This is a genomic window from Bacillus sp. Leaf49 (assembly GCF_001426125.1).
Lineage (GTDB): Bacteria > Bacillota > Bacilli > Bacillales > Bacillaceae > Bacillus > Bacillus altitudinis.
In genome coordinates this window covers 367698-381132 of sequence record NZ_LMRK01000020.1, presented here as the reverse complement: position 1 = coordinate 381132, position 13435 = coordinate 367698, and the positions used below count along the sequence as shown (strand labels likewise).

The 13435-nt window shown below is 40.9% G+C and carries 19 protein-coding genes and 1 riboswitch; of the genes, 16 read left to right on the top strand and 3 right to left on the bottom strand.

Annotated elements, in window-relative coordinates; genetic code table 11:
* Nucleotides 1-171 precede the first annotated feature (171 nt).
* Nucleotides 172-609, top strand: a complete 438-nt coding sequence (locus ASG46_RS11740) for a peptidylprolyl isomerase (protein ID WP_007501040.1) — start codon at nt 172-174, stop codon at nt 607-609.
* A 30-nt stretch (nt 610-639) separates the two neighbouring features.
* Here ASG46_RS11740 and ASG46_RS11735 read toward each other — a convergent pair whose 3' ends face one another.
* A complete protein-coding gene (locus ASG46_RS11735; protein ID WP_056704689.1) occupies nt 640-1902 on the bottom strand; it encodes an MFS transporter in 1263 nt (420 codons plus the stop codon).
* A gap of 239 nt (nt 1903-2141) precedes the next feature.
* On the opposite strand from ASG46_RS11735, the gene ASG46_RS11730 reads away from it, so the two are divergent.
* From ASG46_RS11730 to ASG46_RS11700, 7 genes are all read left to right on the top strand, one after another.
* Nucleotides 2142-2723, top strand: a complete 582-nt coding sequence (locus tag ASG46_RS11730) for a TetR/AcrR family transcriptional regulator (RefSeq protein WP_017359789.1) — start codon at nt 2142-2144, stop codon at nt 2721-2723.
* 200 nt (nt 2724-2923) lie between these two features.
* Nucleotides 2924-3160: a DUF2164 family protein gene (locus tag ASG46_RS11725; protein ID WP_035702871.1), complete on the top strand. Its 237-nt coding sequence runs from the start codon at nt 2924-2926 to the stop codon at nt 3158-3160.
* A gap of 234 nt (nt 3161-3394) precedes the next feature.
* Nucleotides 3395-3739: a hypothetical protein gene (locus ASG46_RS11720; RefSeq protein WP_008344451.1), complete on the top strand. Its 345-nt coding sequence runs from the start codon at nt 3395-3397 to the stop codon at nt 3737-3739.
* 114 nt (nt 3740-3853) lie between these two features.
* A riboswitch (FMN riboswitch) is annotated at nt 3854-3995 on the top strand.
* Between the two features lie 248 nt (nt 3996-4243).
* Nucleotides 4244-4894: a riboflavin synthase gene (ribE, locus tag ASG46_RS11715; protein WP_026050106.1), complete on the top strand. Its 651-nt coding sequence runs from the start codon at nt 4244-4246 to the stop codon at nt 4892-4894.
* 11 nt (nt 4895-4905) lie between these two features.
* Nucleotides 4906-5529 carry a 3,4-dihydroxy-2-butanone-4-phosphate synthase gene (ribB, locus tag ASG46_RS11710; protein WP_017359786.1) on the top strand — a complete coding sequence of 208 codons (624 nt, stop codon included), beginning with the start codon at nt 4906-4908 and terminating at the stop codon, nt 5527-5529.
* A 26-nt stretch (nt 5530-5555) separates the two neighbouring features.
* Entirely contained in the window at nt 5556-6020 is a 465-nt protein-coding gene (ribH, locus tag ASG46_RS11705; RefSeq protein ID WP_056704688.1) for a 6,7-dimethyl-8-ribityllumazine synthase, read from the top strand.
* Between the two features lie 113 nt (nt 6021-6133).
* Entirely contained in the window at nt 6134-6487 is a 354-nt protein-coding gene (locus ASG46_RS11700; RefSeq protein ID WP_008344455.1) for a GNAT family N-acetyltransferase, read from the top strand.
* Between the two features lie 224 nt (nt 6488-6711).
* On the opposite strand, the gene ASG46_RS11695 is transcribed toward ASG46_RS11700, so the two are convergent.
* Nucleotides 6712-7236, bottom strand: a complete 525-nt coding sequence (locus ASG46_RS11695; protein ID WP_019743088.1) for a DUF309 domain-containing protein — start codon at nt 7234-7236, stop codon at nt 6712-6714.
* Nucleotides 7237-7324: 88 nt separating this feature from the next.
* Entirely contained in the window at nt 7325-7417 is a 93-nt protein-coding gene (locus ASG46_RS20590) for a YjcZ family sporulation protein (RefSeq protein ID WP_008359694.1), read from the bottom strand.
* A gap of 211 nt (nt 7418-7628) precedes the next feature.
* On the opposite strand from ASG46_RS20590, the gene ASG46_RS11690 reads away from it, so the two are divergent.
* From ASG46_RS11690 to resA, 8 genes are all read left to right on the top strand, one after another.
* A complete protein-coding gene (locus ASG46_RS11690; protein ID WP_007501021.1) occupies nt 7629-8387 on the top strand; it encodes a segregation/condensation protein A in 759 nt (252 codons plus the stop codon).
* Complete coding sequence (gene scpB, locus ASG46_RS11685; protein ID WP_008344462.1) at nt 8377-8970, top strand: SMC-Scp complex subunit ScpB; 594 nt, start codon at nt 8377-8379, stop codon at nt 8968-8970. The genes ASG46_RS11690 and scpB overlap by 11 nt, the downstream gene beginning before the upstream one ends.
* 113 nt (nt 8971-9083) lie before the next feature.
* Nucleotides 9084-9563 carry a YpuI family protein gene (locus tag ASG46_RS11680; protein WP_017359783.1) on the top strand — a complete coding sequence of 160 codons (480 nt, stop codon included), beginning with the start codon at nt 9084-9086 and terminating at the stop codon, nt 9561-9563.
* A 114-nt stretch (nt 9564-9677) separates the two neighbouring features.
* Nucleotides 9678-10829 carry a D-alanyl-D-alanine carboxypeptidase family protein gene (locus ASG46_RS11675; protein WP_056704686.1) on the top strand — a complete coding sequence of 384 codons (1152 nt, stop codon included), beginning with the start codon at nt 9678-9680 and terminating at the stop codon, nt 10827-10829.
* The gene (locus tag ASG46_RS11670) at nt 10817-11404 is read left to right on the top strand and encodes a nucleoside recognition domain-containing protein (RefSeq protein ID WP_007501015.1); all 588 of its coding nucleotides are present in this window, start codon (nt 10817-10819) and stop codon (nt 11402-11404) included. Before ASG46_RS11675 ends, ASG46_RS11670 begins: the two co-directional genes overlap by 13 nt.
* Nucleotides 11405-11408: 4 nt before the next feature.
* On the top strand, nt 11409-11945 hold the full coding sequence (locus ASG46_RS11665; RefSeq protein WP_017359781.1) for a spore maturation protein: 537 nt from the start codon (nt 11409-11411) through the stop codon (nt 11943-11945).
* Between the two features lie 134 nt (nt 11946-12079).
* Nucleotides 12080-12814 carry a 23S rRNA pseudouridine(2605) synthase RluB gene (gene rluB / locus ASG46_RS11660; RefSeq protein WP_007501012.1) on the top strand — a complete coding sequence of 245 codons (735 nt, stop codon included), beginning with the start codon at nt 12080-12082 and terminating at the stop codon, nt 12812-12814.
* A gap of 90 nt (nt 12815-12904) precedes the next feature.
* Nucleotides 12905-13435, top strand: coding sequence for a thiol-disulfide oxidoreductase ResA (gene resA, locus ASG46_RS11655; protein WP_017359780.1), 531 nt, complete (start codon nt 12905-12907; stop codon nt 13433-13435).

The following is a 13435-nucleotide window of genomic DNA, read 5'->3' as shown; positions in this document are numbered from 1 at the left end:
GAAGTGATTTGCTCAGTCTGTGATCATTTCCTTAGGAGAAAAGGATCAAGCGCTTTTATTTTATCAATGATGGCAAAAGAGGTAAATCACATTAGGTAAGCAGGGGATGTTTAACATCACCGAAAATGTGCTATAATGAGCGTTGTTTAACCTGAAAGGAGAATGTGAAAAATGGCGAAAAAAGGATACATACAATTAACGAATGGAAAGAAAATTGAGTTTGAACTTTACCCAGAGGCTGCTCCAGGTACAGTAGCAAACTTTGAAAAATTAGCGAATGAAGGCTTCTACGACGGATTGAAATTCCACCGCGTGATCCCAGGGTTCGTAAGCCAAGGCGGCGATCCAAACGGTAATGGAACTGGAGGACCTGGTTACACAATTAAATGTGAAACAGAAGGAAACCCTCATCAGCACGAGAGAGGTTCATTATCAATGGCACACGCTGGTAAAGATACTGGCGGCAGCCAATTCTTTATCGTACATGACCCACAGCCGCACTTAAACGGTGTTCACACTGTTTTTGGCAAAGTAACATCTGGTATCGAAGCTGTTCTTGATATGGAACAAGGACAAGGCATGGAAAAAGTCGAAGTGATCGATGCTTAATCCAAAACACCGCTTAATTGCGGTGTTTTTTTATTTTACATCTGATGTTCCTGTGATCTGTGCCGTGAAGCGGTAGGTGATCATCCAATATAAAAGGGCTAAGGCGCTGATAGAGGCTCCAAATAAACATACCCCATTCCAGCCAGCGTTGGCGTATATATTAGTTGATACAATAGAACCGAGCGCACTGCCGAGGGAATAAAAAATCATATAAGCAGCAGTCAGCCGGCTTCTCGCCTCAGGCCGGACCATGAAAATCATACTTTGATTGGTCACATGAACTGCCTGCACAGATAGGTCAAGAATGATGATACCAACGATTAATAAAATGAGGGAATATTCAGTGAAAAAAATAAAACACCATGAAAAGAGTAATAGGACAAGGGCGATGCACGTTGTTAACTGTCCTAAGCCTCGATCAGCAAGGCTTCCAGCTCGAGCGGCACCTAATGCTCCGGCAACTCCAGCAAGGCCAAATGCTCCAATCGCCGTATGTGACAGATTGTATGGCGTAGTGCTGAGAGGCAGCACAAGTGAAGTCCACAGCGTGCCAAACACAACAAAGATCAGAAAACCCAGTACGCCACGAATACGTAGAATTCGTTCTTGTCTGAACAATATAAACATTGAAGCGAGCAAGTTCACATAGGATATGGAGACTCTCTTGCTGTCAGCACGCGGAAGATACCGGTACAACACGCCAGTGATGATCAACATCATCACGCCGGAAACGAGATAGACTGATCTCCAGCCGGCGAGATCGGTTAGTACACCAGCAAACGTTCGTGCGAGAAGAATACCAATCACAATTCCACTTTGAACCAAGCCCACTATGCGGCCACGTTCTTCAGGAGCGGCCCATGTCGCTGCGAATGCTACGAGTACCTGAGTGACTACAGCAAGCAGTCCCACCGCAGCTAGTCCTATGAACAGGACGGTGGCGGTAGGGGCGATACCGACTAGAATGAGAGATAACACGGATACTAGCATTTGAGCTACGATGAGTCGCCGTTGGTTGAACAGATCACCAAGTGGTACGATCAGTAGCAGTCCTAGCGCATAACAAAGCTGAGTAATCGTAATGACCATACCAATGGCTGAATAGCTGATACCAAACTCGGATGCGAGGGAGTCTAATAATGGCTGTGCAAAGTATATGTTTGCAACTGCCATCCCTGAGGCTGTCGAAAACAGTAGAGCCATATTACGAGTCATCGTTGATCGGGTGTTTATTTGTAAATGAGTTGTTTCCAGATCAGAATGTTCAACGGCATTCATTTTTTCTTTTTTCATGCATGTCAGCAGCTCCTTTTGTACTGAAAAGTATAATATACTGATTGGTATAAAATGATTCCTGTTAAGGATAACCAGAGAAACGTTTTAAAGTCAAGATGATGTAGTGAAGATCTAGTCAATTTGACAATGATATGTCAATAAAATAAAATGATAATATACCGATGAGTAAAAAACGTTATAAGAAATAGATGATTGATTTAGTGAAGAGATTTTTATGATAGAAATGAGGGTTGATAATGGTTCGACAACGGGAATTTGATGAGGAAAAAGCGTTAGATGAGGCCTTGTTGCTTTTTTGGGAGAAGGGGTACAGAGCGACTACATTAAGCGACTTAACTGCAAAAATGGGAATACAGCGGCCAAGCTTATACTCAGCGTTCGGTGATAAAGAGGAATTGTTTGAAGCAGCATTACGCAAATATACAACTCAGCATGCTGCCCACATTCGAACAAAACTTCAAAACAATCTATCTGTAAAGGAAGCATTTCATACATTATTTGCTGAATTAGTAGAAGAGGAATATGGACATGGGCCGAGTAAAGGGTGCTTCTGCATCAATACAATAGTCGAGCTTGCCCCACACGAAGAGAAGTTTGAAATTCTCACAAGAGAGCATCAGATGTATCTTTCGGTCATTTTTGAAGAAAAAATTGTACAAGGTATTCGCTCGGGTGAGCTCGAAAGCAGTCTGAATGCCAAAGCCTTAGCACAGGCGCTGGTTGTTTCTTTTATTGGACTTACAGTTCTCATGAAATCTCGCCCAGAGCGTTCATTTGTAGATCATTCTGTAGCGACGATCCTATCCATATTGAAATAAATAGTCTATATAAAGAAAGCGTATTTTGATCCATTGATTAAAACACGCTTTTTCTTTTAGGGTGTGATGGACACGTTTTTGTGATATGATAAGAGAACAAACATTCGTATTCGTGAGTGTCACCATATGTAGCTCTAAAAATAAGTGGAAGTGCACATCTAAAAAGCGTGTGATCATGCTGAAAGAAAGCAGGAGATACTTTGAAACCATTAACAAAAGAAGAAAAAAACCAGATGATGATTGCCATTCAGCGTTACTTTGCCGAAGAACGAGAAGAGGAGATTGGTGAATTAGCAGCCATTAATATATTAGAATTTATCACAAAATATCTTGGAAGCTACTATTATAATCAAGGGGTTCGTGACAGCCGAAATATCGCTGTTCAAAGATCTCAATTGTTAGAGGAAGATCTATTCGCACTAGAGAAAAGAATATAATCAAAAAGCTCGTCTATCTTATTCATCCTGCTAACAGATAAAGAGGAAAAAAGACCCCCTTAATAAAGAACGCATATTCGTATCATATGTAATGATGAAAAGGTGGAACCAAAAGTCCATTTGAATCGTTATATAAGTAACCATTAATGAAAATCAGCTTTTTTGGTTTTATTTCATCAAAAGAAGGAATAGAACATACAAATAGGCGAAGTGCAGATGATGGAGGTTCTAAATATGGGGAAAATCAAATTGAAAATCGCAATCTTATTTGTTTTACTGCTTTGTTTAGGCGCAGGTTATTTATACATGAATGGCATGAAAATTGAAGATGTGCCAACAGCCATTGGCGAAAGTTTAACGAATAATGATAAAGATTACACAATCTATGAATATACCATTACAAAAATTGATGGTGATGAGTATTACGGTCAAGCCAAAAATGGCACGAAAATCATTTTTAACGGGAAGAAATTTGAAGATGATGTGGCCGATCTGAAAAAAGGCGATCGTATTAAAGCATACTTTAGTAATGAAAAAAGAATAGACGGTCTTATAAAAGTAGTAAAAGTCGTCAATTAACAAGTCTCCTTTCCTATAGGGAGGCTTTTTTTATGAATAAGTGAATAAATCTTGATTGTTGCATTTGACCACAAGGATCGCTATAATAGCCCCTAAGGACAGCTAAATATCGATTGTATCCTTCGGGGCAGGGTGAAAATCCCGACCGACGGTAATAAAGCAAATGCTTTACAGCCCGTGACCCGTTAATTTATTAACGGTTGATTCAGTGAGAAGCTGAAGCCGACAGTGAAAGTCTGGATGGGAGAAGGATAACGAAAGCTATGTATGAACAAAAAATATGTGTTGATCATAGTTTTATTTCTAATGCAAAAAAACCACAGCCCCGGAATTTTTCCGGGGCTTTCTGTATGTCAATATAGTCATCGCATGCAGTGTTTATTAGGTGATCCCTCATCTTGTATGGACCATAAAAAGCGACGAAGGTGTTCAATCGATCACATGTCCCAAACATCGCTTTTTCATAAAGTGAGAAATACAAAAGAAAGAGAAAGGGAGGATCACATGTTTACGGGGATTATTGAAGAAGTGGGTACAGTTCAGTCATTGAGCAAAAGATCCGCAGATGCCATGGAAATCATCATCAAGTGCAGTCGTGTACTAGAAGATGTTCACCTAGGCGATAGTATCGCCATCAATGGCGTTTGTCTCACTGTCACAAGCTTCACAAAAGAACAGTTTGCGGCAGATGTGATGCCTGAGACGGTCAAAGCGACATCACTTGATCAGCTTGCGCCAGGTAGCCAAGTGAATTTAGAGCGAGCGATGTCATCAAATGGACGATTCGGCGGTCATTTTGTTTCAGGCCATGTTGATGGAACGGCTGTGATTACCCGTGTAGAAAAGAAGAGTAATGCCATTTACTATGATTTGAAAATGGACAAGACCCTCACAGATATGCTCACAAAAAAGGGATCGATCGCAATAGACGGCGTCAGCTTGACTATTTTCGATTTGCGAGATGCTCATGTGACAGTTTCTATCATTCCACATACGCTTGAAGGAACTATTTTCCCGACTAAATCTATGGGAGATGTAGTAAATATTGAATGTGACATGATCGGTAAATACATTTATCGCTTTTTAACAAAAGAGCAAAACGAAAAGCAGCCATCACGATTAACCCCATCATTTTTAAAAGAGCACGGATTCTAGGAGGCGATTGTATGTATCATTCAGTTGATGAGGCAGTAAATGCCCTGAAACGAGGAGAAATCATTATCGTAGTAGATGATGAAGACAGAGAAAATGAAGGAGACTTTGTGGCACTTGCTGAGCATGCAACGCCGGAAGTCATTAACTTCATGGCTTTACATGGAAGAGGTCTTATTTGCACACCAGTTCATGCCTCGATTGCGAAACACTTGGATCTGCATCCCATGGTCGAGCGAAATACGGATGCACATCATACAGCATTTACAGTGAGCATCGACCATACGTCAACGACAACTGGTATAAGTGCTTTTGAGCGCTCAACGACCATTTTGGCCATGTTAAATAAAGAGTCAAAACCAGAAGATTTTGCCCGCCCAGGTCATGTTTTCCCTCTTATTGCGAAAGAGGGAGGCGTAGTAGAAAGACCAGGTCATACAGAAGCGGCCGTTGATCTTGCTAAACTTGCGGGTTCAGTGCCAGCGGGTGTCATATGTGAAATTATGAATGCAGATGGAACCATGGCCCGCGTACCCGAACTGCAAAAAATTCAAAAAGAACACGATTTAAAGATGCTGACGATTGAAGCATTGCAGGCATATATAAACAAGCAAACAACGACAATGAAAACAAAATAAAAATCACAAAAAAGGATGATGAACATATGAATACAATACAAGCGAATGTAGTAGCAGAAGGATTAAAGTTTGGAATCGTCGTCGCTAGATTTAATGATTTTATTACAAGTAAATTGCTAGATGGAGCAGAAGATACATTGCTCAGACACGGAGCAAACGGTGACGATATTGATGTCGTGTGGGTGCCAGGGGCTTTTGAAATTCCGTATATGGCAAAAAAACTAGCAGAAACAAAAAAATATGATGCAGTCATTACACTTGGAACCGTGATTCGCGGGGCAACATCCCATTACGATTATGTTTGTAATGAAGCGGCTAAAGGAATCGCACAAAGTGCCATCTCAACAGGGGTGCCGATTATCTTTGGTGTACTGACAACAGAATCTATTGAACAAGCCATTGAAAGAGCCGGTACAAAGGCTGGAAATAAAGGCAGTGAATCGGCTGCAGCTGCTATTGAAATGGCCAACCTAAATCGAACGTTTCGTTAATTTGATGAAAAAGAGTTTAAAAACAACCTAAAAGTGTTTATAATGTGTGATGAGCAAGTGATTCATAAGACATTTGCTGGAAAATAGGATAATTTTAATATTGAGGGGTATATATGTTAATTCGTTACAAGAGGTCTTTTGAAAAAATTGCCATGGGACTCCTGTCCTTTATGCCGGGTGAGAAAGACGTCAAACAGCTTCAGCAGACGATAAAGTCGTATGAAATGGATGAAGATCGGCAGCTGTTCCTTTGGAAAGATGGTGAGGATATCGTCGGTGCGATTGGTGTGCTGAAAACAGACGACCAAGTACAAATCGAACATATTAGTGTCAATCCGTCCCATCGTGACCAAGGCATCGGCAAGGAAATGGTATTAGCCGTGGAAGAAGTATTCAAAACGAAAACACTCATTCCAAATGAATTAACGCAAGGCTTCTTTCATAAGTGTCACAGTGAAACAAACTAAATATCACACATGTAAAAGCAGAGGTTATATGCCTCTGCTTTAGATTGTTGACAAATGGCTAAAATGAACTTGATTTTAGCCATTTGTCTTCTTTTCAGCGTGATAGAAAACCTTTGCAGTCTAGGAAGGACGAGTACTGGAGCGGAGCGAATTCGATATTCGTGAGCACCGGCACGCAGGACTGACACCGAATGCGAGGGTTTGTCTACACGCTGAAGCAGAGGTTATATGCCTCTGCTTTTTTTACGTTCCATCTGCTTTTCACGTTCAAGCAATACGTCCGTCCGATCACGCAGTCTATGCTTTTCAATTAAGAATGTATGGGATAAGTTGCTCTCCTGTCCGAAGGTTAAGCCTTCTTTTTCGGCCATCTCTTGGCATAAAGAAAGAAGCGTTTCATCTCGGATTGGCAGCATCACACTTTCGTAGGGCATGTCTTCATCGATTTTCTTTTTCAGTGTTCTCAGCAGCAAAAGAAATGCCTCTTCATCAAGACCTAATTCTGTTAGTATGTTCCTGTCCGAATCTAATATATGAAGGCTGTTTGAAATCAGCCGTTTTGCTCCTTTTCCATTTCCTCGTCTTTGATGATACAAAGCAACAGCAAGCTGAATGAGACCCACCCAGTACTTTTTGCGCTGATGAGGAGGATCTTCTTTCCAAAATTCTTCAAGAATTTCATGACACTCAAAATAATCTCTTGTCGTATGAAATTCATGTAAAAAAGCCACGTACGCTTTAGGATACACAGCGGTCATCTCCTTTTCCACTATCAGTCTAACATACCGAAAAGAAAAGAAGAAAGAGCGCCCCTTTATGAAAGGACGCTCTGTTTCTTTAATAAACCCAAGCCGCGCCAACGATGATCAGCAAGATGAACAGCACAACAATAAGCGCAAATCCTCCGCCGAAGTAATAACCATCTCCCATAATGTTACGGCCTCCTTTTTCATCAGTTCTGATTACAATGGTATTCTATGTATAAATGCCCTCATTGGTATGGGCGAATCCACTGTTTTTCTTTTTTTGCCTGCTGCCTCATGGTCGAAATTATATTGGACGAGAGCTTTATCGTGTCTTATACTAAAGGTTAGCCGATGAAAACGGTACTTAGAAGACAGTAGAAATGGTGAGAAAAAGAATGCTGGAATATCAGGTGAAAATAGATTCGTTTGAGGGTCCTTTGGACTTGCTTTTACATTTAATTAACCGTTTGGAAATTGATATTTATGATATTCCCGTCGCTAAAATTACGGAGCAGTATTTATTATATGTCCACACGATGAGGGAGCTTGAACTGGATGTTGCAAGTGAGTATTTGGTGATGGCTGCAACCCTCCTGAGCATTAAAAGCAGAATGCTTCTCCCAAAACAAGAGGAAGAGCTGTTTGATGAAGACCTGATGGAAGAAGAAGAGGACCCTCGTGATGAGCTGATTGGCAAGTTAATTGAATACCGCAAGTATAAAAATGCAGCGCAAGAACTGAAGGAACGTGAAGAAGAGCGGCAAAACGCCTTCACAAAACCACCAAGTGATTTAAGTGAATTTGCAAAAGAAGCAGAAGCGAAGGACACAAACTTACACGTCACGGTGTATGATATGTTAGGTGCGTTCCAAAAGGTATTGAACCGCAAAAAAATAACAAAACCAGCACCATCAAAGATTACAAGACAAGAAATCCCGATTGAAGACAAAATGAATGAGATTATGAACCATTTAAGAAAAACAAAAAAGCGGACCAATTTCATGACTTTGTTTCAACATGATCAAAAGGAACACCTTGTCGTGACATTTCTTGCTGTTCTCGAATTGATGAAAAGCCATCAAATCATGCTGGAGCAGGAAGGAAACTTTGAAGATATTTATATCATAGGGAGTGAAACGATTCATGACGCTTGATATCGTGAATTGGAAAGCCATCTTAGAAGCGCTGCTATATGCAGCAGGTGACGAAGGCTTAACAAGAAAACAGCTCATGTCTGTTCTTGAAGTTGATGAGGCAGCGTTGCTTGATATTATGTCTGCCGTAAAAGAAGAATATCAAAAACAAGAACGAGGGATTGAGCTTATTGAATATGCAGATTCATATATGCTGCTGACGAAAAAAGAATACAGCGTATATTTAAAAAAATTAGTAGAGACACCATCGAAAGGTTTGTCACAGGCAGCGCTAGAAGTGCTCGCCATTGTCTCGTATAAACAACCGATTACACGCAGCGAAGTCGAGGAGATCAGAGGCGTTAAATCAGAACGAGTACTGCATAGTTTAGTGGCCAAAGCACTGCTCTGTGAAGTAGGACGTGCCGATGGACCGGGACGAGCGATCCTTTATGGGACAACACCTACCTTTTTAGAGCAATTTGGTTTAAAAGCCTTAGATGAATTACCGCCACTTCCAGAGAATGTGGAAGCAGATGGGGTGCAAGAAGAGGCTGATCTCTTTTTTGAAAACTTCAATCAAACATTTGAAGAGATAAAATAGTTCAAAATAAGGAAAAATGTATGATAAAATATAACAAAGATTTTAGGTCTAAAACCTTTGTTTGAAAGATAAAATGGTGACAAAGCCATGAGGGGAAGGTAAACACGAAACAAATGGCACATATGAATGTAAAGGCTCAAGTTGATCAAGCAGGCGTTTTTTTATCAAAGGTTGCAGTTGAAGTGAATGGTTTTCTGAACGAAGCTACCTTATCAAGCTTGAAACGATTAAACCCGGAAGCGGAAGCCTATTATTGTGACATATTAAGTACATTGCGGAAGCTTGCAGTTTATAGCGAGGATGCCGCGGCGGTTTGCAGGAAAATCGGGCAGCAGCAGACATTCCCGCAGCAAGCCGCACAGCAGACGCTTCATCGTATTTATCATCAATGTATTGAAGAATTTTTTACACCAAAAAAGGATACATGGTATGAAGATAGCCGTTCAGCCTACACGGGAAAAAGCTGCATTGTTTTCCATCATGAAGTATCGGCTGAAGTCAAACGTTTGTTTTCTTCATTAGAAAAAGAGTTTTTAACGATGAGAGAAGAGCTGGAATATACAACATCTCATCAGCAAATGAAAATGGTATAAAGAAGAATGAAAAGTGACTCTAATCATCGAGTCGCTTTTTTTTATGGACGAGGGCATCATAACTTTTTCAGCCGCGCATACACTTGTACAAAACGGACAAGGACGTGAATGAACATGCCCTATTTAAAAATTGGAACAGCAGTCCTTCTTCTATTGACACTCTTACTGCCTTTTTCCTCCCACGCTCAAGCAGACATTTCATTATCGGTGAGTGCGAGAAGCGCCATTTTAATAGATGGACAGTCAGGCAGAGTCCTATTTGGAAAGGACGAGCACGAAAAAAGAAGAATCGCCAGTATCACAAAAATTATGACGGCTGTATTAGCCATTGAATCAGGAAAAATGAACGACATGGTCAAAGTGTCAAAACGTGCGATTCAAGCGGAAGGTTCTTCGATTTATTTAAAGGAAGGACAGAAGGTGAGCTTAGAAGACTTGACATACGGGCTCATGCTGCGCTCTGGAAATGATGCAGCTGTTGCCATTGCAGAACATGTTGGTGGCAGCTTAGAAGGGTTTATTTTTATGATGAACCAAAAGGCCTCTGAACTAGGCATGGAGAATACGAATTTTCAAAATCCGCATGGACTCGATGATCATAAAAACCATTATTCATCAGCTTATGATATGGCGATCTTAACGAAGTACGCCATGAAGCATAAGCAATATCAAAAAATTGCCGGTACCACCTTTTATAAAGCAAAAACAATCGAAGGTTATTGGAAAAACAAAAACAAGCTGCTCACTGGTTTGTATCAATATTCGACTGGAGGGAAGACAGGATATACAAAACTTGCAAAACGCACGCTTGTCTCCACAGCTGCAAAAGGAGATGCTGCGCTCATTGCTGTGACGATTAATGCACCGGATGATTGGAAGGATCATATCTCAATGTTTGAGTATGCATTTGATCACTATAAAACGTATGTGCTTGCTGAAAAAGGCAGGCTCGCTTCGTTAAAAGGGACTTTTTACGAAAAAAAAGCGTTTATTAAGCGGGATGTGGACTATTTTCTAAATGAGGATGAGAAAAAACTAGTGGAAATCGAAACGGAAATGCTGACGCCTGAAAAGAAATGGGAAAAAAACAAAGAAGCGATCCCAGATGTAGTAGGGAAAATGACGTTCTTACTGGATGGTCAGGTGATTGAGCAAGTCCCCATTTTTTATGAAAACAAACGCAACCGAATGCCTCAAAAAAGCTTTCAAGAAATGTTTAAGTCTGTCTTTCAGACATCGATAGGCGGATCTTCATGGTCAATCTGATCTGGGTATTCCTCACGGTCATCGGTCTTGTCTATGCAATGTTTAACGGAACGATGCATGAAGTGAATGAAGCGGTCTTTAAAGGATCAAAAGAAGCGGTCACCATTTCAATAGGGCTGATTAGTGTTCTTGTATTCTGGCTAGGATTGATGAAGATCGCAGAAGAAGCGGGGTTGTTACATTTCTTTAGTAAATTATGCCGGCCCTTTATCTCAAAACTATTTCCTGAGATTCCTGCGAATCATCCAGCGATGGGGTATATTCTGTCCAATCTCATGGCAAATTTCTTTGGCCTTGGCAATGCTGCCACTCCACTTGGGATTAAGGCGATGGAGCAGATGAAAGCATTAAATGGCGGAAAAAATGAGGCGAGCCGGTCTATGATTACTTTTTTAGCAGTCAATACATCTTCTATCACACTTGTGCCAACGACTGTCATTGCCATTCGTATGACCTATGGCGCAGATCAGCCAACAGATATTGTAGGCCCAACCATTTTGGCGACACTTATTTCAGGTATCGGTGCGATTATGATTGATCGCTATTTCCACTATCGCAGAAGCAGGCGGGGGTGATCTTGTGGCATTTATTAACTGGCTGTCACTTGCTTTGATTCCACTGATCATCGCAGGAATATTGATTGCAGGGACGATTAAAAAAGTACCGACGTACGAAACATTTGTAGAAGGTGGGAAAGAAGGCATTCAAATTGCCTTTTCAATCATTCCGTATTTAGTCGGTATGCTTGTCGCTATTACGATTTTCCGAGCATCAGGTGCCCTTGATTTTGTCATGGAATTATTGAAACCTGTGTTTACAGCGATTGGTGTTCCTACAGAAGTGGTGCCGCTTGCGCTTATTCGTCCTATATCAGGAACAGCGGCGCTTGGTATGACATCAGACTTAATTGCGACTTATGGTCCAGATTCTTTTATCGGCAAGCTTGCCGCCGTTATGCAAGGGTCAACAGATACGACCCTTTATATTTTAACCGTCTATTTTGGAGCAGTTGGTATTAAAAAAATGGGAGATGCACTGAAAGTGGGGCTGCTTGCAGACCTGATTGGGATCATTGCATCGATTATTATCGTCAGTTTGTTATTTAGTGGCGCCTAATCGGGTGCTTTTTTTATTTCGTGGATGGAAAACAGCTTTTTAGTTGAAATTAGACAGATGAAACGCTTATTTTTCCACGAATGCTTGTTTGTTTCAAGCCAAGCAAGTAAGATAGTACATGAGGTGAAAGACAAATGGAACGTTTACAGAAAGTAATTGCCCATGCCGGCGTCGCTTCTAGACGAAAGGCTGAAGAATTAATTAAAGAAGGACGAGTTACCGTTAATGGTGAAACAGTGACAGAGCTCGGAGTAAAGGTGGGCTCTTCAGATAAAATTGAAGTCAATGGCTTAAAGCTTGAAAGAGAAGAACCGGTTTACTTTATGCTTTATAAACCGCGCGGCGTCATTTCAGCTGCTGAGGATGATAAAGGACGCAAAGTCGTGACAGACTTCTTTGATGATGTCCCGCAGCGCCTGTATCCAATCGGCAGGTTGGATTATGATACGAGCGGTTTAATTTTGATTACAAATGATGGCGAATTTGCCCATAAGCTCATGCATCCGAAATATGAAATTGATAAAACGTATGCAGCAAAACTAAAAGGCATCCCTTCAAAAGAATTGCTTAGAAAGTTAGAAAAAGGAATCATGTTAGACCATAAAAAAACAGCACCTGCCCGTGCCAAAATGCTCTCGATTGATAAACGAAAGCAAACATGTATTGTGCAATTAACCATTCATGAAGGCAGAAACAGACAGGTTCGCCGCATGTTTGAAGCAATCGGCCACGACGTTCTAAAACTCAAAAGAGAGCAATATGCTTTCCTTCATATTGAAGGCATGAGACCAGGAGATCGCAGAGAATTGACGCCGCATGAAGTAAAACGCCTAAGAGCGATTGCGGATCATGGGAAAAGCGCTTTTTAATTTTCACATAAACTTCAAAAAATGAAGAAGCATCAAAAGAAGGAGAATGCTATAATTTACCTGAATGTCTATGGGGAAGGGGTACTTCAGATGAAGAAAAGACGATTTTTCATACGGACGGGCATTCTCCTCGTGATGCTTGCTGCACTATGTTATACGATGTATAACTCAGTATTTGCCAAACAGGATCAAATCAAAGAAGGATCTATTGCGCCTAACTTTGTCCTTCAATCGGTAGATGGGGAACGGATTGAATTAAAGGACTTAAAAGGCAAAGGCGTCTTTCTCAATTTTTGGGGTACATGGTGCGGTCCATGTAAGCAGGAATTCCCTTATATGGCAAATCAGTATGAAGTGTTCAAGGATCGCGGTGTCGAAATTGTTGCCGTGAATGTGGGGGAATCCAATATTGCTGTGAAGAACTTTATGGATGCTTATGGCGTGAATTTTCCTGTTGCCATGGACAAAGATCGTCAAGTGACAGAGGCATATGATATTACGCCGCTGCCAACCACATTTTTAATTAATCCTGAAGGCAAAGTAATCAAAGTCATAAAGGGAACGATGACAGAACGTAATGTCTATGAATATATGAATTTGATTAAACCAAAGGGGTCATAG